Here is a 21,210-nt window from a genome sequence, read left to right as displayed (position 1 = left end):
TGTATCACGCCGGCAACGGCCTGCGCAGATAGACGCCCACCACCACCGCTGCCAGCAGCCCCGCCAACCCAGCCACCAGCAGCACCTGGCCGAACCCACTGACGAACGCAGCTTCGGCCAATTGCCCAACCTGCTCGCGCAACGCCGCAGGCACCGGGCTCATCGCCCCCGCGCTGTCACCCCCATCGAAGTACCCCAGAAAGCCCACGCCCTGGCCCGCTCTTTTTCCTCCTGGAAGCAATGGCCGATGCATGCCAGCGCCGAAGTCAGCAGCAGCGCAGCGGGCACTGACCACCCATTCGATGTCCGTCAGGCTGGCGCCAAGCGAATAACCTCCCCTCGGTTGTAGCTGCGATAAAACTTCGTGACAGTAAACCAAGGCTATCTACGCTTGCGACATGAGTGCCTAGAAGATAGAGTCATCGGCGTCGCAGCAAATTCTGCGGCTGGGTTTGGCGACCCGGATAACTTGGCGCAACAGCGCCCCCACACGACTGCAGGCGCTTTTTTTGTGCTCGCAGCCTCGTGCCATGGCGGCTGTGCGTGGGAGGCCTTCGGGCCTGCCGGGTTCCAAGTTCCCGGTTCGCCAACCTACGTACAGCTGCCACCCAATTGTTTGGCGACGATACGTGGCGGCTCCAACCTAAACTTGGAGTTTCATGCATGCCTATCTTCAGTCTTGCCCGGATCCTCGCATTCGTTCGCCGCCGCACCACGGCTGCTCCCAAACCTCACCGTTTTTATCCAATTCACACTGACTCCACTTGCGGCATCAAGGCCGAGCAGGTGCGTCATGACTGATGCGGAGCGACTGGACCTGATTCAAAACTACGCCTGGACGCTTGAACTGCTAGGCGAAGCCCTGGTGCAGCACGATGAGGTGCTGGAATGTGAACATAATCCCCGCCTGAGTTTCCGTAACACTGCAGGAATCCATCAGGCGATTCGTATCATCAGTCGCCTGACGAGTGAGCAGTGTGGACAATTGGAAGCGTTGAAGGAGAACTTTGGCTCCGATTGATGATGGGGTCAGAGGGTATCTCTTGCAGCTTTAGCCGCGATGAATATGATGCGGTGCCTGGCACCGGCTGCGCCGGTGTTCGCGGCTAAAGCCGCTCCTACAGGACAGCCAGTGTCCACAGGGGCAGGTTCTACTTGCCACGCCCCCGCAACCACAGGTAGCACAGCGCAGCCCCCAGCCCCGCGCCCGCGATCACCAGGCACATCGGCCTTGGCGAGCCGTCGGCCAGGCCACCGACCAGCGCGCTGAACCCCGCGCCCATGGCGAATTGGGTCGACACCGCCAGGCCAGCGGCAGCCCCGGCATTGCAGGGGAACAGCTTCAACAAACTGGCCACGCAATTGGCCCCCATCAGGCCCGTGACACTGACATACAGCACCACCAGCGCGACGATTCCACCCAGCCCAAGCAGCCCCAGCCCACCGAAAATACCCAAGCCCAATGCCGCCAACGTGACGATCGCCGCACCCACGCCAAGCATCGCCAACGGGCCGAGCTTGCCGACCAGCCGCGCATTGAGCAGCGTCACCACGATCACCCCGGCGATGTTCAGCGCGAACAGCCAGCCATAGCCATGGGGCGAAACGCCGAAGTATTCGATGTACACATACGGCGATGCGGTGATGAAGGCGAACATGCCGCCAAAGGACAACCCCATGCACAGGATGAACGCCAATGCCTGGCCGTTGCGTGCGATGTGCCAATAACCGGCCAGCGCCGCACCGAGCGAACCTGTGCGTTTGTCGGCCGGATGGGTCTCGGGAATGCACCACACGCTGGCCACCAGGCAGATCGTGGCGAAGCAGAACAGCCCGGCGAAGATCGTGCGCCAACCGTGCAGCAACATCAGGAAGCTGCCAGCCAGTGGCGCGACCAGGGTAGCGAGCATGGTCACCAGGTGCATCAGCGAGAGAATCCGCGCCGCCTCGTTCAACGGGAACAGGTCACGCACGATGGTTCGGGCCAACACTGCGGCAGCCGCGCCCCCCACTCCTTGCAGGAAGCGCCAGGCAATCAGTTGCTCGATACTGCCCGCCAGCAGGCAGCCGATGGTCGCACCCAGGTACAACAACATGCCCCACAGCAGCACTGGCCGGCGCCCGTAGCGGTCGGCGCTCGGCCCATGGAACAGCATGCCCAGGCACAGCCCGGCGAGGAACACACCGATGGTCAACTGCACCCCGGTGGCATCGGCGGCCAGGTCCTGGGCAATGGCAGGCAGGCTCGGCAAGTAGGTATCGATCGACAAAGGGGCGAACGCTACCAGCCCGGCCAACAGGACGATCAGGCGACTAGGATTGCTCAAGCGCGGTGCTCCTCGGATCAGTTCGATAACATCTTAACATTCGTGGCCGACCGAGCCAAAATAGTTAACACTTGAATGAATTGATCGATAGGGTCGTCAGCTCGGTGCAGCTACGAATGACTCGCCGGCGTCTAGGGAGCGATGCGCTTGAGGTCGTTCAGCAACACCATGAGCTGTTCCAGCTTGTCTTCGCCGAACTGCGCCTGGATCTTGCGGTAGTTGGCCTCCATGCCCTCGCGCATCGCCGCGAAGCAGTCCTGGCCACTCTCGGTCAGGGTCACGAACACCCGCCGCTGATCTTCGGGAGACTTGCGCCGGCTGACCATGCCGTCGCGTTCCAGGCGCCCGAGCACACCGGTCATGCTCGGCTTGAGAATGCATGCCAGGTGCGCCAGTTGGTGGCTTTCCAGTTCACCCTGCTGATGCAGGATGCGGATCACCCGCCATTGCTGCTCGGTGAGGTCATGCTCGTTGAGCAGCGGCCTGAAAAATGCCATCGCGGCCTCTCGCGCCTGCAACAGGCTGAGGGTGAGCGAAGGTTGCGTCCGGGTCATCGGTAAAGCCTGTGCAGGTGGGTACGACTGCCAAGATTAGGCGCAACCGCCCCCGGCAGCAACCACCCCGGTACCCTGCCCCGGCCATGGAAAGTGCAAGCTGATCCACGGAAAACCCATTCAAGCCCAGCGGGCAAGGTGCGAGCATCGTCGGCAAACAATCACAACGCTAGCCAGGTGCCCCAACGTGGCCACTCTCCTGCAATTGCCCCTGCCGCTGCCGGTACTCACCCGGCGTGAGATTGGCATAACGGTTGAAGAACCGGCTGAAATAGGCCGGGTCCTTGAAGCCGAGCTGGTAGCAGATCTCGTTCACCGAGCTTGCCGAAAACAGCAGCAGGCGCTTGGCCTCCTGCATCAGCCGTTCCAGCACCAGGCGCTTGGACGGCAGGTCGGCGATGCGCCGGCAGACATCGTTGAGCCGCGCCTCGGTCACACCGATCTGCTGGGCATAGCGCGCCAGCGGCCAGTGCTCGAGGTAATGCGCCTCGATCAGGGCATTGAAGCGGTGGAATATCTTGAGGTCTTCGTGCCGGGCCGGCGTGGCTTCCTGCGAGTTGGGGCACAGCCGCAGCAGGCTGATCATGATCAGCCTGGTCAACGATTGCAGCGCCGCATCGCGCCCCGGATGAGGGCTGGCAAATTCCTCGCTGAGCGCCTCCAGCCAATGTTCCAGGCGCCGCGCCTCGGCCTGGTCGGCGGCGGGCACCTTGGCCAGGGCCACACAGGCCGGACGCACCTGCAGCCCCGGCGGCAGCAGGCTCGCATCGGCCTCGATCAACTGCCACACCAATTGCTGACGCACCGTCAGCACATGCCCGTCACTGTCGGACTCGGTCACGAAGGAGTGCGGCACCGTCGGCGGCGTGAGGAAGAACATCGGGCCCGACTCGATGAACTGCTGGTCGTCCAGATAAACCCGCACCGTGCCCGACTTCACGTAATGCACCTGGAAGAAGCGATCGTGACGGTGCACCGGCATGTTGCGCCCAAAGAACCCGGCCAGGTTGCCGAGCCGGTCGTAATGCACCTCGCTGTCGCTATAGCGCTGGTCGTAGACCTGACCGATGTTGATGTTCGGGATGGGGTGCCGATCGCTCATCACTGCTTGCTCGCTAATCGCTTGACCGAGTTGACCTGGCTCCATGTTGCACCCGCCACGCGACGGAAGCCACAGCCGGGAGCCTTGACGTTCGTTAACATCTTAATTATAACGTTAACACATTAACAATATGACTGGGCAGCGCCTGCTACCCACCACTGTCAGGAGAAAAGCATGAGCCATGCCTTGCATGACGTTGCGAACGGCACCTTGTTCGGCGTTGCGCTGAACTACAACGGTCTGCTGCAGCAACGTCTGGCCGAGTTCGAACAGCCACCGTACAAACAGGCCCCGGTCAAGCCGGTGCTGTTCATCAAGACGCCGAACACCCGTAACGCCCATGGTGCGGATGTGATCTACCCCGCCGGTGTCGAACGCCTGCAGCCAGGCCCTGCCCTGGGCGTGGTGATCGGCAAGGACGCCAGCCGGGTGAGCGCCGCCGATGCCCTGGAGTACGTGGCCGGCTACACCATCGTCAACGAATACAGCCTGCCCGAAGACAGCTACTACCGCCCGGCGGTCAAGGCCAAGTGCCGCGACGGCTTCTGCGCCATCGGCCCGGAACTGGTACCTGTGGCGCAGATCGCCGACCCGCACCAATTGACCTTGAAGCTCTACGTCAACGGCGCCGTGGTACAGGAAAACACCACCGCCAACATGGTCCGCAGCATCGCGCAACTGATCGCCGAACTCAGCGAATTCATGACCCTGCACGCCGGCGACGTACTCATCACCGGCACCCCGGAGGGGCGCGTCGACGTCAAGCCCGGCGATCACGTCGAAGTCGAGATCACAGGCCTTGGCCGCCTGGCCAACACCATCGTCGCCGAGTCGGAGAACCAGGCATGAAGCACGCACGCATCCGTTATGAGGGCAGCGTCCATGCCGTCACCGTCGAGGCCGACAACGCCGTGCGCCTGGCCGATGGCCGCCTGCTGGCCGAGCATCAGGTCGAGTGGCTGCCACCGGCAGGCGGCAGCATGTTCGCCCTGGGCCTGAACTACGCCGACCACGCCCGCGAACTGGCTTTCACCCCCCCCACCGAGCCGCTGGCCTTCATCAAGTCGCCGGGCACCTACACCGGCCACAACCAAGTGACCTGGCGCCCGGACAACGTCGAGTACATGCACTACGAGTGCGAGCTGGTCGCGGTCATCGGCAAACCGGCGAAGAACGTCAAGCGCGAGGACGCCCTGCAGTACGTCGCCGGCTACACCGTGTGCAACGACTACGCCATCCGCGACTACCTGGAAAACTACTACCGCCCCAACCTGCGGGTGAAGAACCGCGACGCCACCACCCCGGTCGGCCCGTGGATCGTCGATGCCGCCGAGGTGCCGGACGTGAGCGACCTGAAGCTGCGCACCTGGATCAACGGTGAGCTCAAGCAGGAAGGCACCACCGCGGACATGATCTTCGACATCCCATTCCTGATCGAATACTTCTCCAGCTTCATGACCCTGCAACCGGGCGACATGATCGCCACCGGCACGCCGGAAGGCCTGGCCGACGTGGTGCCGGGCGACGAAGTGGTGGTGGAAGTGGAAGGTGTGGGTCGACTGGTCAACCGAATCGTCAGCGAAGCTGATTTCTTCAAGAACAACAAGGCATGAGCAGCATGATCAAGCACTGGATCAACGGCCGTGAGGTCGAAAGCAAAGACACCTTCGTCAACTACAACCCGGCCACCGGCGATGCCATTTGCGAAGTCGCCAGCGGTGGTGCCGAGGAAGTCGCCCAGGCCGTGGCCGCGGCCAAGGACGCCTTCCCGAAATGGGCCAACACCCCGGCCAAGGAACGCGCCCGCCTGATGCGCAAGCTGGGTGAACTGATCGACCAGAACGTGCCGAAGCTTGCCGAGCTGGAGACCCTCGACACCGGCCTGCCGATTCACCAGACCAAGAACGTGCTGATCCCGCGCGCTTCGCACAACTTCGACTTCTTCGCCGAAGTCTGCACGCGCATGGACGGCCACACCTACCCGGTCGACGACCAGATGCTCAACTACACCCTGTACCAGCCGGTCGGTGTGTGTGGCCTGGTGTCGCCGTGGAACGTGCCGTTCATGACTGCCACCTGGAAGACCGCGCCGTGCCTGGCGCTGGGCAACACCGCGGTGCTGAAGATGAGCGAACTGTCACCGCTGACCGCCAACGAACTGGGCCGCCTGGCCGTCGAGGCCGGCATCCCCAATGGCGTGCTCAACGTGATCCAGGGTTACGGCGCCACCGCTGGCGACGCCCTGGTGCGCCACCCCGACGTACGTGCCATTTCCTTCACCGGCGGCACTGCCACCGGTCGCAAGATCATGCAGACCGCCGGTTTGAAGAAATACTCGATGGAGCTGGGTGGCAAGTCGCCGGTGCTGATCTTCGAGGACGCCGACCTCGAGCGCGCCCTGGACGCCGCGCTGTTCACCATCTTCTCGCTCAACGGCGAACGCTGCACTGCCGGCAGCCGCATCTTCATCCAGGAAAGCGTGTACCCGCAGTTCGTCGCCGAGTTCGCCGCCCGCGCCAAGCGCCTGATCGTGGGTGATCCTACCGATCCGAAGACCCAGGTCGGCTCGATGATCACCCAGCAGCACTACGACAAGGTCACCGGCTACATCCGCATCGGCATCGAGGAAGGTGCACGCCTGGTCGCCGGTGGCCTGGAGCGCCCGGCCAACCTGCCGGCCCACCTGGCAAAGGGGCAGTTCATCCAGCCGACCGTGTTCGCCGACGTGAACAACAAGATGCGCATCGCCCAGGAAGAGATCTTCGGCCCGGTGGTCTGCCTGATCCCGTTCAAGGACGAAGCCGAGGCGCTGCAACTGGCCAACGACACCGAGTACGGCCTGGCCTCGTACATCTGGACCCAGGACATCGGCAAGGCCCACCGCCTGGCCCGCGGCATCGAAGCCGGCATGGTCTTCATCAACAGCCAGAACGTGCGCGATTTGCGCCAGCCGTTCGGCGGCGTGAAGGGCTCCGGTACCGGCCGTGAAGGCGGCCAGTACAGCTTCGAAGTGTTCGCCGAGATCAAGAACGTGTGCATTTCCATGGGCAGCCATCACATCCCGCGCTGGGGCGTGTGACCCGATCGCGGCATGGATCCTGTAGGAGCGGCCTCGCGCCGCGATGGGGCGCGAAGCGGCCCCGGCAATATCGGCAACGAAGCTGGAATTTGGGGGCCGCTGCGCGCCCCATCGCGGCACGAGGCCGCTCCTACAGCCCCAAAACAACAACAGCGTCTTACCGGAGATTCCCATGGGCAAACTCGCTCTCGCTGCCAAGATTACCCATGTACCGTCCATGTACCTGTCCGAACTGCCAAGCCCGCGCCAGGGCTTTCGCCAGGCAGCCATCGATGGGCATTACGAGATCAGCCGCCGCTGCCGTGAACTGGGCGTGGACACCATCGTCGTGTTCGATACCCATTGGTTGGTCAATGCCAACTACCACATCCTCTGCGGCGAGCACTTCGAGGGGGTCTACACCTCCAACGAGCTGCCGCACTTCATCAGCAACATGCCCTACGCCTTCCCCGGCAACAAGGAACTGGGGCTGATCCTGGGCGAAGCGTGCAATGCCTTCGGCGTCGAGACCATGGCCCACCACGCCACCACCCTGGGCCCGGAATACGGCACCCTGGTGCCGATGCGCTACATGAACCAGGACCAGCACTTCAAGGTGATCTCGGTCTCGGCGCTGTGCACCTCGCATTACCTGGCCGACAGCGCCCGCCTCGGCTGGGCCATGCGCAAAGCCGTGGAAGACCACTACGACGGCACCGTCGCGTTCCTGGCCAGCGGCTCGCTGTCGCACCGCTTCGCGCAGAATGGCCAGGCTCCGGACTTCGCCACCAAGGTCTGGAGCCCGTTCCTGGAAACCCTCGACCACCGCGTGGTGCAGATGTGGGAGAACGCCGAGTGGGATGCGTTCTGCGGGATGCTCCCGGAGTACGCCGCCAAAGGCCACGGTGAAGGCTTCATGCACGACACCGCGATGCTGCTCGGCGCCCTGGGCTGGTCGAAGTACGACGGCAAGGCCGAGGTGGTCACCCCTTACTTCGGCTCCTCGGGCACCGGCCAGATCAACGCGATCTTCCCGGTCACCCCACAGGATGGCTCGACCATCCCCGCCGCGCAGGCCGCCAACCCGGCCAATGTGGTATCCACCAGCCGCCTGTAATCCGCACCCGCCCGGGCGACCGGGCGGCCGCCCTGACGAGGACTCCCGTCATGCCCCACCTGGTTCTGCTCTACACACCCGACCTGGAACGCGATGCCGACATTTCCGGCCTGTGCCGCGCTCTCGCAGACAGCATGCTCGAACAGCGCGACGAAGCCGGCAAGGCCGTGTTCCCCACCGGAGGCACCCGCGTGCTGGCTTACCCGGCCGCACACTGCACGGTGGCCGACGGCAAGGGCGAGTACGGCTTTCTGTACGCCAACCTGCGCATGGGGAGCGGCCGCAGCGCCGCCGTGCACAAGGCAGTCGGCGACAACCTGCTGCAGGTGCTCAAGGCCCGCCTGCACGGGCTGCTGCAACAACGCCCGATCGGCTTGACGCTGCAGATCGACGAAAGCACCCAGCAGGTCTACGACGCCAAGCACAGCACCTTGCACCCGCTGTTCAATCGCCCGGCCTGATGCCGCCCGCTGCCTCATCACACAACAAGTACAAAAACCATGAGCACACTCGAACATGCCTCGCCGGCTCCAACCCAGGCCGAACTGGCCGACGCTACCCATCGCGCAGTCACTTGGCGGTTAATGCCGCTGCTGTTGGTCTGTTATCTGTTCGCTCACCTCGATCGCATCAACATCGGCTTTGCCAAGATGCAGATGAGCCAAGACCTGCAACTGTCCGACACAGTCTATGGCCTAGGCGCGGGCCTGTTCTTCATCGCCTATGCGCTGTTCGGTGTACCGAGCAATCTGATACTCGAGCGCATCGGCCCGCGTCGGTGGATAGCCACGCTGATGGTCGTGTGGGGCGCGCTGTCCACCAGCATGCTGATGATTGAAAGCAGCAGCGCGTTCTACCTGCTGCGCTTTGCCTTGGGTGCTGCCGAAGCCGGCTTCTTCCCCGGCATCCTGGTCTACCTGAACCGTTGGTACCCTGCCGGGCGCCGGGGTCAGGTCACCGCACTATTTGCCATCGCCGTGCCGTTGGCCGGGGTAGTCGGCGGACCGCTGTCGGGGGCGATCCTGGCATTCATGCATGACACCGGCGGGCTTCGCGGGTGGCAATGGATGTTCCTGCTCGAAGGCGCACCGGTCATGGTGCTGGGGCTGGTGGTACTGGCTGCACTGCCAGAGCGCTTCGAGCACGTCCATTGGCTCGACGAACGACAAAAGGCCACGCTGCGTGCGCAGTTCGCCACCGAAGAGCAACGCAAGACCGTAACGTCGCTGGGCGGGATCATCACCAGCCGGGCCATCTGGCTACTGGTGGCGGTGTACTGCGCGGTGATGCTGGCGGTCAATACCTTGGCCTTCTGGATGCCTAGCCTGATCCATGGTGCGGGCATCGGCAGCGACGCCAGCGTTGGCCTTCTCAGCGCGCTGCCCTACCTGGCCGGCTGCGCGTTCATGCTCACCTGCGGGCGCTCCAGCGACCGCCAGCGCGAGCGCCGCTGGCACCTGTGCGTGCCTTTGCTGATGGCCGCCACCGGCATCGCCATCACGGGCCTGGCACCTGCGCAACCCTGGCCGGTACTGGCCGGGCTGGTGCTGGCAGGCATGGGTGCCAGCGCTGCATTGCCGATGTTCTGGCAACTGCCGCCGGCGTTCCTCAATGCCCGCACCCAGGCCGCCGGGATTGCCCTGATCAGTTCACTGGGCAGCATTGCGTCGTTCGCCGCCCCCTACTTCATCGGCTGGGTCCGTGACACCACACAAAGCGCAAGTCTCGCGCTCTACACCCTGGCCGTCTTCATCAGCCTCGGTGGCCTGCTGGTGCTGCGCACCCGGGCCGCCATCGTCAATCCTTGAACGAAGAGAATCCTTGTCATGCTCGATAACGCTTTCATCCAGCAAGCCGCCGACCGTCTCGACCAAGCCGAGCGTTCGCGCGAGCAAGTCCGTCAATTTTCCCTTGAGCAGCCGACCATCACCATCGAGGACGCCTACGCCATCCAGCGCGCCTGGGTCGCAAAGAAGATCGCGTCTGGGCGCAAGCTGGTCGGCCACAAGATCGGTTTGACTTCGCGGGCCATGCAGGTCTCCTCGAACATCACCGAACCCGACTACGGTGCCCTGCTCGACGACATGCTGTTCGACGAGGGCACCGACATCCCCTTCGAGCGCTTCATCGTGCCGCGTGTCGAGGTCGAGCTCGCCTTCATTCTCGGCAAGCCGCTCAAAGGCCCCAATGTCACCGTGTTCGATGTCCTGGACGCCACTGAATGGGTGATCCCGGCACTGGAGATCATCGACGCCCGTATCCAGCAGGTCGACCCCGTCACTCAGGTCACGCGCAAAGTGTTCGACACCATTTCCGACAACGCCGCCAACGCCGGCGTGGTCATGGGCGGGCGCGCCGTGCGCCCTACCGAGATCGACCTGCGCAAGGTGCCAGCGGTGCTCTACCGCAATGGCGTGATCGAGGAGTCCGGCGTCAGCGCCGCAGTCCTCAACCACCCGGCCAAGGGCGTTGCCTGGCTGGCCAACAAACTGGCCCCGTACGACATCACCCTGGAGCCTGGCCAGATCATCCTTGGCGGCTCGTTCACCCGCCCAGTGGCCGCGCGTCCGGGCGACACCTTCCACGTCGACTACGACATGCTCGGCTCGATCGCCTGCCGGTTCGTTTGAGGACTTTGCCATGGACATGCCCATCAACACCTTCAAGCAACGCCTGCGCAGCGGCCAGGCGCAGATCGGCCTGTGGCTCGGCCTGGCCGACGCCTATTGCGCGGAGCTTGCCGCCAACGCAGGCTTCGACTGGCTGCTGATCGATGGCGAACACGCGCCGAATGATCTGCGCGGCATGCTCGCGCAACTGCAGGCGGTGGCGCCCTACCCTGGCCAGCCAGTGATCCGCCCGGTGATCGGCGATACCGCGCTGATCAAGCAGGTACTGGATATCGGCGCGCAGACGCTGCTGGTACCGATGGTCGAGAGCGCCGAACAGGCCCGCCAGCTGGTCAAGGCCGTGCACTACCCGCCCAAGGGCGTGCGTGGCGTAGGCAGTGCGCTGGCGCGTGCTTCGCGCTGGAACAGCATCCCCGGCTACCTCGACCAGGCCGACGCGCAGATGTGCCTGTTGGTGCAGATCGAGAACAACGAAGGCCTGGCCAACCTGGACGCGATCGTCGCGGTCGAAGGCGTCGATGGCGTGTTCATCGGCCCGGCCGACCTCAGCGCGGCCATGGGCCATCGAGGAGACCCTGGGCACCCCGAGGTGCAGGCGGCCATCGAGGACGCCATCGTACGCATCGGCAAGGCCGGCAAGGCAGCGGGGATTCTCAGCGCCGACGAGAAGCTGGCACGCCGCTACATCGAACTGGGTGCGGCGTTCGTCGCGGTCGGGGTCGATACCACGGTACTGATGCGGGGGTTGCAGACGCTGGCGGGCAAGTTCAAGGATGTTCCGGTTGCTGCAGGTGCGGGCAGCAGCGTCTATTGAGTGACTGCCCAGGAACGAGAACGGCGCCTGATGGCGCCGTTTTTGTTGGGGTTGCTTTTACCTTGCTCCAATCCAAGCACCTGACACTTGTGTCGCGATGGGCCGCATAGCGGCACCGGCAGATCAAGTAGCTCCGCCAAACGCGGGGCCGCTATGCGGCCCATCGCGACACAAGGCCGCTCCCACAGGGGCTGGGTCGCCCAGCCTTGCCAAACACGCGGCCCTCACATCTGGATGACCGCCTTGAGCACGGTCTTGAAGGTCTCGAGCTGCTCGGCGCTGAACTGCTCGAACACCTTGTCCTGCTGTTCCTGGGCGATGGTCCACAATGCCTCGGTTTCATCCACGCCCTTGACCGACAATCGCACCCGGCCCTCGTCGTCGGCGATCAGGCCCTTGCGCTTGAGGTTGGCCACTGCCTCCTCGATCTCACGGGCCGGCATCGCCACTTCACGTTGCAGGTCGTTCAGGCTCAGCCCGGCATCGTTTTCCAGCACCATCAACATGCGTGCCTCACTGGTGCGCAGACCGGTGCACAGCTGACGCGGCTGGTAGTCGGCCTGGTAGGCACGCAGGGCCTGGGTCATCAGGTAGTACAGATTGTGCTGCAGGCGGCCCTGGAAGTGACTGCTCGGTGCCTGGCCCTCGCTGCGCTGGGTCATGCGGGTATGCGGCAGCACCATCGAGTAGGCGCCCTGGTGGTACAGCAGCGGCGAGCGACCGAAGTCATCGAAGGCCACCACCTTGCCGACCAGGATCCAGTGGTCGCCACCGTCCAGTTGCTGGTACTTCTCGCACTCAAAGCGCGCCGAGCAGTCGGCGAACAGCGGCGCGCCACCGGCGCCCTGCTCGTATTCGATGCCAGCGAAACGGTCTTCCTTGGGCCGGGCGAAGTTGTTGGAAAGGTCGATCTGGTCGGCGGCCAGGATGTTCACCGCAAAGTGCGACGCTTGCTCGAACACCTCGAGGCTGGTGGAGCGCTTGTCGATGCTCCAAAGGATCAGCGCCGGGTCCAGCGATACCGAGTTGAAGCTGTTGGCGGTCACGCCGACCTTGCGGCCACGGGGCTCGGCGGCGGTGACCACGGTCACGCCGGTGGCGAAATTGCCCAGGGCGCGGCGCAAGGCACGGGTATCGAAATCGGTTGGATTGGACATGCAAGACTCCCAGGCAGGCCCTGCGGCCTGCCCTCATCGTTATTGTGGTTGTGTCGGGATCGGCCAGAACGTGGCTCAGACCATCGCTGGATCGGGCTCCAGGCCCATCAGCTCGCGGCCAAGGATTTGCGCGCAGACGTCGTAGTCGGTGTAGGCGTGGGCACCGGTCATGTGCGCGTCACGGAACAGGCGCTGCAGCTCGTTGCTCTCGAACCAGGCGCCGCCACCGGCCGCCTCCATCAAACGATCGACTGCCTGGATACACATCTTCACCGCGTAGCCCTGGTTGGTGCGCCAGAACGCCAGGGTGCCGCGCGACGGGTATTGGTGGCGCTCGCTGTACTCGGCGATCTCGTCCCAGCTCTTTTCCAGCAGCGCTCGCGCCGCGGCTACCTGATGGGTCGACTCGGCCAGGCGCATCAGCGCCGGGGTGGCAGCACCGACGGCGGCACCGGTGTACGCCCGCACGCGGTTGCGGGTCTTCTCGCGGAACACCTCCAGCATGCGCTCGGCGATGCCGAGGCTGACGGTGGAAAAACCACTGGCGAAGTACGGACGGTACGGAGCGAAGAAGATCTTGCTGTCCGGGTACAGACCGAACCCTGCCGACTTGCCTTCCATCATGTCCTTGGCTTTCTGGATGCGGTGCTCGGGCACGAATGCATCCTTGACGATCAGCGTCTTGCTGCCGCTGCCGCTCATGCCGACTGCGTACCAGTCGTCACGGATTTCGTAGTCGCTGCGCGGCAGCACGGCGAAGCAGTAGTCCTGGGTACCTTCTGCGTTGGGCCGGCGGAAACCGAGGATGGCCCACTCGGCATGGTCGCAACCGGAGCTCCAGCCCATCTCGCCGCTGAAGCTCACCCCGCCCTCGACCTCAGCAGTCCGACCGAACGGCGCGATGCTGCTGCTGGCGGTGGCGTCAGGGTTGCTGCCCCAGACGTCCTGCTGCAGCTTGGGCGAGAACATCGCCATCTGGTGGCTATGGGTGCACAGCAGGCTCATGGCCCAGGCCGTGCTGGCGCACGCACCGGCCAACAGGGCGATGCACTGGGCGAACTCAGGCAGCGAGATTTCCAGGCCACCGAACTGCTTGGGCAGAAACGCGCGGTGCAGGCCGATGCTCTTGAGCAAGGCGATGTTCTCTGCCGGCACGCAGCGTTCCTGCTCCGCCCGGAACGCATTGGCGGCGATGGTCGGCAGGAGGGCTTTGAGATCTTCCAGCAGGGGATTTGGCTTTTTCATGAACGGTCTCTTTATTATTGGATAGTCAGCGCGCAGGCCCAGCACAGCACCAGGCAGCCGAGAACTCTTGATGACGCGTTCAGTATGTGGCGATGAATGAGGCCGAGAAATGCACGTTACGGGGGTAAAATTGCACTTTCCATGCCTTGCTCGAAAGGCCCGCCGCAGGCGTTTCTGGCGCCGAGCGCTTCAGGGCTTGATCTTCTTCATCTCGTCGAGCAGCTGCATCAACTGCTGCAGCTTGTCCTCGCCGAACTGGCCGAGGATGCGGTCGTAGTTGCGGCCCATTTCCTCGCTCATCGCCAGAAACGCCTGCTGCCCCTTTACCGTCAGGCTGATGAACACACGCCGCTGGTCTTCCGGCGACTTGCGCCGGGCAACCACGCCGTCGCGCTCCAGGCGCTTGAGCACACCGCTCATGCTGGGCTTGAGAATGCACGCCAGCTCGGCCAATTGGTGGCTTTCCAGCTCGCCGTTCTGGCGTAGGATGCGAATCACCCGCCATTGCTGTTCGGTCAGGTCATGGGCGTTGAGCGCAGGGCGGAAGAACGCCATGGTGGCCTCGCGCGCCTGCAGCAAGGTGAGCGTCAGGGAAGGTCTTGGTGTGGTCATGCTGGCTCATGAATCGTGATGGAATGCGTGCTGGCGAGTATGCCAGCACGTTCTCATTAATACATTAACCAATTTAACGCAGTGCCTCCCTGGGGGCACGCTGGTTACACTCATTGGCAGGCTCGGGCAAGACGCCAACCGCTCGTCAGGCGCTCAATGAATCCAAGTGCAAGCGCCATCGACAAAGGCGCCATCAACAACGGGTCTATTACAACTCCATTCCAGCAGGCTGCGTCATGATTACCCTCGAGACCCCGACCTACTACTCGGCGACGAAGAAATACAACCTGAGCTTTCCCACGCTGGAGAGCGACATCGAAGCGGATGTCGTGGTCATCGGCGGCGGCTTCTCGGGGATCAACACTGCCTTGGAACTGGCAGAGAAAGGCATCACCAATATCGTCGTGCTCGAGGCCCGCTACCTGGGTTTCGGGGGCACCGGGCGCAACGGTGGGCAGATCATGGCGGGCATCGGCCACGACCTGGAGAAGATCAGACGCAGTGTCGGCGACCAAGGCCTGAAGCAGATCTTCGAAATCAGCGAACTCGGCGCCGGCATCATCAAGGAGCGCATCGCGCGCTACGCCATCGATGCCGATTTTTGCCACGGCTACGGCTACATGGGCTTCAACCGTCGTCAGGAACAAACCTTGCGGGCCTGGGAAAAGGACTTCAAGGCCATCAACGACCGTGACGAAATCCGCTTCCTGGCTGGCGTGGAAGTACGCCAGATCATCGGCAGCGACGCTTACAGCAGCGCCCTGCTGCACATGGGCGGCGGCCACGTGCATTCGCTCAACCTGTTGCTGGGCGAAGCCCAGGCCCTGGTCGGCCACGGCGCCCGCATCTTCGAGCACAGCCCGGCGCTGGAGGTGACCTACGGCGAGCGCATCAAGGTGCGTACAGGTCGAGGCTCGGTGCGTGCCAGCAAGTTGTTGTGGGCCTGCGACAGCTTCCTCAACAAGCTGGAGCCGCAACTGCATGCACGCACCATCAACACCTACGCGTTCCAGTTGATGACCGAGCCGCTGCCGGAGCAACTGATCCAGCGCATCAGCCCGATTCGCGGTGCCTACAGCGACATCCGTCCGGTCATCGACTACTACCGGGTAACGCGCGAGAACCGACTGCTGTTCGGGGCCGCCACACCCTTCGTCGAGCACATTCCACTGGACTTGAAGGCGTGGAATCGCGCACTGATGCTGAAGATATTCCCGTACCTGAAGGATGTGCGCATCGACCTCGCCTGGGGTGGCCCGATGGCCACCAGCGCCAACCTGTTCCCACAGATCGGCACCTTGAGCGAGCGGCCCAATGCGTTCTACGTCCAAGGCTATTCCGGCTTTGGTGTCACGCCCAGCCACATCATTTGCAAGATTCTCGCGCAAGGGATGCACGAGGGGTCGTCGCGCTACGACCTGATCAGCTCGGTCAAGCATGCGCGAATCTTCGGCAAGGACCATTTGCGCCCACTGCTGCTCACCGTCGGCAAAACCGTGCACCAGCTCTCGGGCTATTTCAATGGCCGCCGCTGAGCCTGCGACACGACACAAGACCTGTGGGAGCGGGCTTGCCCGCTGCCTCAGGTACGGCGCAGTGGCTGTGGCCGGGTTATGCCTGGGAGGGCCTATTCGCGGGGCAAACCCACAGCGGCCCGTTCTTCACCCCCGGCCGCTACATCAAACCATCGCCTGCGCCCTGAAATCCTTCGGCGAGCGCTCGAACTGCTTCTTGAACGACCGGCTGAAATGCGCCGAGTCAGTGAAGCCCCACTTGTAGGCGATCGAGGTGATCGATTCGCTGCGATAAAACGGGTTGGCCAGATCGTCAGCGCTGCGTTGCAAGCGAGCCCGCTGGATGTAGCGACACACGCTGTCCCCCTGCTCCTCGAACAGGCGGTACAGGTGCCGCACGGAAATGTTCAGGCGCCCCGCCAGGCTCGCCGGGGTCAGCCCCGGCTGCGACAGGGACTCGTCGATCACCTGCTGCACGTAGTTGCGCAGATGGGCGCCACTGAGGCTGGCAAAGTTGCAGGCACTGGCACCGCCGCGCTCGAAACCAGGTTCGAGCAACGCAATGAAGGCGCTCTGCAAGGCTTCGCCAGTGGCCCCGTCATCACCCGCGCTGCCTTCCTTGCACAGCTGGTCCATCAGCATATGCAGCATGCGACCGCAGGCATTGGTCGAGGAAATCTTGCCGAACATCACGCCATTGCCCTGCACATGCTTGCGCACCTGCTCACGTGGCAAGGCCAGCGAGACATGCTCGATCAGGCCACTGGGGTTGATTTCGCATTGCCCGACCGAGTCCATCAGCAACAGCTCACCAGGCGCCAGGCTCACACTGGCGCCGCCTTGGGCGACGCTGGAATGCCCGGCGCGCTGGAATACCAGAAAGCAGTGCTGGTCATCGTCGAGGGCGGGGTTTTCCCCCAGGCGACGGATCTTGCCGGCGTTGGTACGCAGGTTGGCCACCGGCAGGCCAGCGCGCAGGCCTGCCGACACTTCACCGATGAACAACGAATGATTGGAGGCCAACTGGGTCTCGAAACGGCCACAGATCTGCTGCATGGCCAGGGTCCAGCTTTCCAGTCCATTGCGGTCGGATTGTTGTTGATGCATGGCTGCCCTCGACGCGAATTTTTTTGTTATGGGCGCATTGATAACATGTTAACTATGCGCACACAACTGTCATATTTGGTCGAAAGCAGTAGCAAGGGAAATGCCAGAAAAGCGTCAGATTCGTTGCAGCGCCTCATTCAGCTGGCCCAGGCTGGCGAGCAAGTGTTCACGCTGCTCGGCACTGACCTTGATGTAGCGACGAAACGCCGGCATGCGGTTAACCACTTCGCTGCCGCCCATATGCTCGAGGGCCAGGTGCCATTGGCCGTCACGGCATTCCAGGGTCAGGCGCTTGAAGTCCAGCGGCATCAGCGCTGCCAGCAACGCCTGATGATTCATCAAATGCTCACGCACTTGGGCGAACCGCTGCCTGTCGCCATCGCGGTAGACCACCGCAACGCCAGTACGACGAATCGCACCACTATGGCGCAGTTCCAGGCGCACATCGCCCCCTTGCAGGGCTGGCACGCAAAGCTGGAATTCACAGGTCACCACGTGCATCAGCAGGTGCGCCTGAACGCACTCGCGCACTACCGCGCGCCAGCCCTGCCCGACGCCTTGGAGCACACCGAGCGCCGGTTCCGGCCGCGCCATCGGCAGCGGCCCGAGGTTACGCGCCAGGTGCCCGAGGGTGACCCCAGGCCGGTAGCCTGCCGGCGCACGTGGCGCCAGCAGTCGCTCACGCAAACGTCTGATCATGCTGCAGCTGCTCCACCACATGGCCAGGCTCGGCGGCGAATTCCTTTTCCAGCACGTCCTCGACCCGCGCCGGCTTGAATGGATTGACCTTCTGCACCACCAGCGTCCAGAACAACGCATAGCCAGCAGTGCCGCCAAGCATGATGGCGAACGGCACGTAGATATCGGCCGGATCCATCCCCGGTGGGGTGATGAAGGCCATGCCGATGAGAATACCGACACTCGACACCACCTGCGGCAACGGGAACAGCGGCGAGCGATAAGCGCGAGGCAGATCGGGGCGACGGATACGCAGGATCACCACCGACAGGGTCACCAACAGGTAGGCCGTACTCCAGGCGCACACCGCCGCCAGCACCAGGTGCAGGATGTTGTCCGGGTTGCCGCCCAGGTACCAGGCGTGCAGGCACGGGATCAGCGCCACCACCAGAATGCACACCAGCGGCGTCTTGAAGCGCGGATGCAGGTAGGCGAACACCTTGGGCAGCGCCCCGTCCACGGCCATGCCATAGAGAATCCGCGGCACGCCGGCCATCAGGGTATTGATGGTGGCGGCGCCGGCGAACAGGAAGCCGATGCCGAGCCACACCGGGCCGATGTCGCCCATGACCTGTTCGGCGAAGCGCGGAATGGCCATGGGCGTATCGAGCAGGTGCACGCCGGTGGCGGCATCGAGCACGACGTTTTCCACCTGGCGCTTCATCGCCGCGCCATAGATGAACATGCAGCTGGCCACGCCGAACAGGCCCAGCGCCATCGCCCGCGGCAGCACCCAGGCCGAACGGCGCAACTCGGGAGCCAGGGGCGTGACGAACTCGCAACCGACGAACATGAACATGGCCATGCCGATCAGCGAGAGGATGGTCATCAGGTCGGTGCCCACCAGCGAGACACCGAACGGCCCGTCCAACTCGACCGCCGGAGCGGCGATCAGGCCCAGTACGCCGAACACCATCAAGGTGGTCCACATGCCGAAGGTCAGGATCACCTCGGCGCGGCTGAAAGCACTGACACCAAACGCGTTGAGCACCGCGAACGCCAACACGAAGGCCACGCCCAGCAGCCATGAGCCACCGGCGGACTCGGCCAGGGTATTGAGGTGTTCGAAGTTCACCAGGGCCATCACCCCGGACAGGATCGTCTCGGCGGTGCCGGCGAACACATGCACGATCAGGTACGCCGACAGCGTTCCGGTGATGGCGAAGAAGCGGCCCATGCCGCAGTTGATGTAGTCGTAGACCGAGCCTGTGGTCGGCAGGATCGACGCCGCCTCGGCGAAGGTGGTCGACTGCGCCAGCATCATCAGCGCCGCGATGACCATGGCGATGGCGAAGGCGCTGCCACCGATACCGAAGCCCATGGTCGCGGTGAGGATCACCGGGCTGGCCATGATCAGCCCGACGGTGCTGGCCAGCGCGGTGGGGAAACCGACACTGCCCCGGTTGAGATGCTCGGTGAGCTTGTTGTTGAGTGACATCGTTATGCCCCGGCTGGTTGTTATGGCGTTGACGCGGCAAGCGAACCTGCACGCACGGCTGTTGCTTGCCTCCCTGCCGGGTAACTGTGCGCCGCCCGCGCTACAGCGTCTTGCCCATGGCTGCCGCCCGCCTTGTTGCTGCCTGCCAGGCCGCCTGGCACACAGAGTCATGCCGCTGTCACGGGGACGCAAGACCGGCGCTTGCCGGCCCCCTATGCTCCGAGGCCTTGGCGGCTTGCCGGCCGCTCATCACCTGCCCTGGAGTGACCATGAGCGACATTACCCTTCTTCCCTCCGTCAGCGCCTTCCTCGCTCGTGAGCATGGCCTGTACATCGATGGCGGCAACGTGGCCAGCCACGGCAGCGCGAAAATCGCCGTGGTCAATCCGGCCAACGGCCAGGCCATCGCCCAGATCAGCGACGCCACCCAGGCCGATGTCGACCAGGCCGTAGCCTCGGCGCGCCAGGGCTTCGCCAGCTGGTCGCGCACCAGCCCCGCCGCCCGCGCCGCCGTGCTGTTCAAGCTCGCCGACCTGCTGGAAGCCAACCGCGAGGAGCTGGCGCAACTGGAGACCCTGCAGTCGGGCAAGCTGATCGGTATCTCCCGCGCCTTCGAGGTGGAGCAGGCGGCGCATTTTCTGCGCTACTACGCCGGCTGGGCCACCAAGATCACCGGCCAGACCATCACCCCGTCCCTGCCCTCGTTCGCCGGCGAACGCTACAGCGCCTATACCCTGCGCGAACCGATCGGCGTGGTGGTCGGCATCGTGCCATGGAATTTCGCCACCATGATCGCCATCTGGAAGCTGGCTTCGGCCCTGACCACCGGTTGCAGCACCATTATCAAGCCTAGCGAGTTCACGCCACTGACGCTGCTGCGCATCGCCGAACTTGCCAGTGAGGCCGGCCTGCCGGCGGGCGCGCTGAACGTGCTGACCGGCAGCGGCCCGGTGGGCAAGGCACTGATCGAGCACCCCGGCACCGACAAGGTCTCGTTCACCGGGTCCGTGCCGACCGGCATCGCCGTCGGCCAGGCGGCCATGGGTGCCAAGCTCACCCGCGCGACGCTGGAACTGGGGGGGAAGAACGCGGTGGCGTTCCTGGCCGATGTCGGCATCGACAAGGCCGTGGACGGCATCATCGAAGCCGGCTTCCTTCACTCGGGACAGATCTGCGCCGCCGGCGAGCGGTTCTACGTGCACCGCTCGCGCATCGAGCCGTTGCTCGAGGCGCTGTCGCAGCGTCTGGGCCAATTGAAGATCGGCTCGCCGCTGGACGAGTCGACCCAATTCGGCCCGGTGGCCAACAAGCCGCACCAGCAGAAGCTCGCCGAACTGTTCGCCATCGCCCGCCGCGAGGGCAGCCAGATCATTCACGGTGGGCACATCGGCGAAGGCCCTGGTTGCTTCGTCGAACCCACGGTGATTCTCGCCGACTCGGCCAACGACACCCTGCTCACCCAGGAAACCTTCGGCCCGGTAGCGACCTTTCTGCCGTACGACAGCGAGGAAGAGCTGCTGCACCTGATGAACGCCTCGCCCTACGGCCTGAGCGCCAGCCTGTGGACCAACGACCTGGGCAAGGCCATGCGCCTGATCCCGGAAATCCAGGCCGGTACCTTGTGGGTCAACGTGCATACCCTGCTCGACCCGGCGGTGCCCTTCGGTGGCGTCAAGGCCTCGGGCATCGGTCGGGAATTCGGCTCGGCGTTCATCGACGATTTCACCGAGTTGAAGTCGGTGATGATGCGTTATTGAAGCCCATTGGCCAGGTCGTGCAAACGCCTTGGCAGCCACG

Annotated in this window: 21 protein-coding genes; 11 read left to right on the top strand and 10 right to left on the bottom strand. The window is 63.8% G+C overall.

Annotated elements, in window-relative coordinates:
- Positions 1–4: 4 nt before the first annotated feature.
- Complete coding sequence (locus E6B08_RS10510; protein WP_136913937.1) at positions 5–208, bottom strand: hypothetical protein; 204 nt, start codon at positions 206–208, stop codon at positions 5–7.
- A 585-nt stretch (positions 209–793) separates the two neighbouring features.
- On the opposite strand from E6B08_RS10510, the gene E6B08_RS10505 reads away from it, so the two are divergent.
- Positions 794–1,021, top strand: coding sequence for a hypothetical protein (locus E6B08_RS10505; RefSeq protein ID WP_136917373.1), 228 nt, complete (start codon positions 794–796; stop codon positions 1,019–1,021).
- A gap of 130 nt (positions 1,022–1,151) precedes the next feature.
- On the opposite strand, the gene E6B08_RS10500 is transcribed toward E6B08_RS10505, so the two are convergent.
- The 3 genes from E6B08_RS10500 to hpaA all read right to left on the bottom strand — a co-directional run bounded on the left by E6B08_RS10500 (position 1,152) and on the right by hpaA (position 3,983).
- Positions 1,152–2,327 carry a Bcr/CflA family multidrug efflux MFS transporter gene (locus E6B08_RS10500; RefSeq protein WP_238349306.1) on the bottom strand — a complete coding sequence of 392 codons (1,176 nt, stop codon included), beginning with the start codon at positions 2,325–2,327 and terminating at the stop codon, positions 1,152–1,154.
- Between the two features lie 131 nt (positions 2,328–2,458).
- Positions 2,459–2,881, bottom strand: coding sequence for a homoprotocatechuate degradation operon regulator HpaR (hpaR, locus tag E6B08_RS10495; RefSeq protein ID WP_136913936.1), 423 nt, complete (start codon positions 2,879–2,881; stop codon positions 2,459–2,461).
- Between the two features lie 169 nt (positions 2,882–3,050).
- Complete coding sequence (gene hpaA / locus E6B08_RS10490) at positions 3,051–3,983, bottom strand: 4-hydroxyphenylacetate catabolism regulatory protein HpaA (protein WP_136913935.1); 933 nt, start codon at positions 3,981–3,983, stop codon at positions 3,051–3,053.
- A 174-nt stretch (positions 3,984–4,157) separates the two neighbouring features.
- On the opposite strand from hpaA, the gene E6B08_RS10485 reads away from it, so the two are divergent.
- The 8 genes from E6B08_RS10485 (at position 4,158) to hpaI (ending at position 11,602) form a co-directional block, all read left to right on the top strand.
- The gene (locus E6B08_RS10485; RefSeq protein WP_136913934.1) at positions 4,158–4,832 is read left to right on the top strand and encodes a fumarylacetoacetate hydrolase family protein; all 675 of its coding nucleotides are present in this window, start codon (positions 4,158–4,160) and stop codon (positions 4,830–4,832) included.
- On the top strand, positions 4,829–5,596 hold the full coding sequence (locus E6B08_RS10480; RefSeq protein ID WP_136913933.1) for a fumarylacetoacetate hydrolase family protein: 768 nt from the start codon (positions 4,829–4,831) through the stop codon (positions 5,594–5,596). Before E6B08_RS10485 ends, E6B08_RS10480 begins: the two co-directional genes overlap by 4 nt.
- 5 nt (positions 5,597–5,601) lie before the next feature.
- Positions 5,602–7,062, top strand: coding sequence for a 5-carboxymethyl-2-hydroxymuconate semialdehyde dehydrogenase (hpaE, locus tag E6B08_RS10475; RefSeq protein WP_136917371.1), 1,461 nt, complete (start codon positions 5,602–5,604; stop codon positions 7,060–7,062).
- Between the two features lie 172 nt (positions 7,063–7,234).
- A complete protein-coding gene (gene hpaD / locus E6B08_RS10470) occupies positions 7,235–8,158 on the top strand; it encodes a 3,4-dihydroxyphenylacetate 2,3-dioxygenase (protein WP_136913932.1) in 924 nt (307 codons plus the stop codon).
- 50 nt (positions 8,159–8,208) lie between these two features.
- Entirely contained in the window at positions 8,209–8,619 is a 411-nt protein-coding gene (locus E6B08_RS10465; RefSeq protein WP_136913931.1) for a 5-carboxymethyl-2-hydroxymuconate Delta-isomerase, read from the top strand.
- Between the two features lie 39 nt (positions 8,620–8,658).
- Positions 8,659–9,966, top strand: coding sequence for an MFS transporter (locus tag E6B08_RS10460; protein WP_136913930.1), 1,308 nt, complete (start codon positions 8,659–8,661; stop codon positions 9,964–9,966).
- 18 nt (positions 9,967–9,984) lie between these two features.
- A complete protein-coding gene (gene hpaH, locus E6B08_RS10455; protein WP_136913929.1) occupies positions 9,985–10,788 on the top strand; it encodes a 2-oxo-hept-4-ene-1,7-dioate hydratase in 804 nt (267 codons plus the stop codon).
- A 10-nt stretch (positions 10,789–10,798) separates the two neighbouring features.
- Positions 10,799–11,602: a 4-hydroxy-2-oxoheptanedioate aldolase gene (gene hpaI / locus E6B08_RS10450; RefSeq protein WP_136913928.1), complete on the top strand. Its 804-nt coding sequence runs from the start codon at positions 10,799–10,801 to the stop codon at positions 11,600–11,602.
- 224 nt (positions 11,603–11,826) lie between these two features.
- Here hpaI and E6B08_RS10445 read toward each other — a convergent pair whose 3' ends face one another.
- The 3 genes from E6B08_RS10445 to hpaR (E6B08_RS10435) form a co-directional block, all read right to left on the bottom strand.
- Positions 11,827–12,759, bottom strand: a complete 933-nt coding sequence (locus E6B08_RS10445; protein WP_136913927.1) for a p-hydroxyphenylacetate 3-hydroxylase reductase component — start codon at positions 12,757–12,759, stop codon at positions 11,827–11,829.
- A 75-nt stretch (positions 12,760–12,834) separates the two neighbouring features.
- Positions 12,835–14,004, bottom strand: a complete 1,170-nt coding sequence (locus tag E6B08_RS10440; protein ID WP_136913926.1) for a p-hydroxyphenylacetate 3-hydroxylase oxygenase component — start codon at positions 14,002–14,004, stop codon at positions 12,835–12,837.
- A gap of 189 nt (positions 14,005–14,193) precedes the next feature.
- Entirely contained in the window at positions 14,194–14,616 is a 423-nt protein-coding gene (hpaR, locus tag E6B08_RS10435) for a homoprotocatechuate degradation operon regulator HpaR (RefSeq protein WP_136913925.1), read from the bottom strand.
- A 236-nt stretch (positions 14,617–14,852) separates the two neighbouring features.
- On the opposite strand from hpaR (E6B08_RS10435), the gene E6B08_RS10430 reads away from it, so the two are divergent.
- Positions 14,853–16,151: an NAD(P)/FAD-dependent oxidoreductase gene (locus E6B08_RS10430; protein ID WP_136913924.1), complete on the top strand. Its 1,299-nt coding sequence runs from the start codon at positions 14,853–14,855 to the stop codon at positions 16,149–16,151.
- A gap of 144 nt (positions 16,152–16,295) precedes the next feature.
- Here the strand turns inward: E6B08_RS10430 and feaR are convergent, their stop codons facing one another.
- The 3 genes from feaR to E6B08_RS10415 all read right to left on the bottom strand — a co-directional run bounded on the left by feaR (position 16,296) and on the right by E6B08_RS10415 (position 19,413).
- Positions 16,296–17,237, bottom strand: coding sequence for a transcriptional regulator FeaR (gene feaR, locus E6B08_RS10425; RefSeq protein WP_136913923.1), 942 nt, complete (start codon positions 17,235–17,237; stop codon positions 16,296–16,298).
- 114 nt (positions 17,238–17,351) lie between these two features.
- Complete coding sequence (locus E6B08_RS10420) at positions 17,352–17,936, bottom strand: DUF3156 family protein (protein ID WP_136913922.1); 585 nt, start codon at positions 17,934–17,936, stop codon at positions 17,352–17,354.
- A complete protein-coding gene (locus E6B08_RS10415; RefSeq protein ID WP_136913921.1) occupies positions 17,917–19,413 on the bottom strand; it encodes an APC family permease in 1,497 nt (498 codons plus the stop codon). The genes E6B08_RS10420 and E6B08_RS10415 overlap by 20 nt, the downstream gene beginning before the upstream one ends.
- Before the next feature lie 269 nt (positions 19,414–19,682).
- Between E6B08_RS10415 and E6B08_RS10410 the strand changes: the two genes are divergently transcribed.
- On the top strand, positions 19,683–21,170 hold the full coding sequence (locus E6B08_RS10410) for an aldehyde dehydrogenase family protein (RefSeq protein ID WP_136913920.1): 1,488 nt from the start codon (positions 19,683–19,685) through the stop codon (positions 21,168–21,170).
- Positions 21,171–21,210: the final 40 nt, after the last annotated feature.

Source organism: Pseudomonas putida, assembly GCF_005080685.1.
Lineage (GTDB): Bacteria > Pseudomonadota > Gammaproteobacteria > Pseudomonadales > Pseudomonadaceae > Aquipseudomonas > Aquipseudomonas putida_V.
This window is presented reverse-complemented; position numbering and strand designations above follow the sequence as displayed.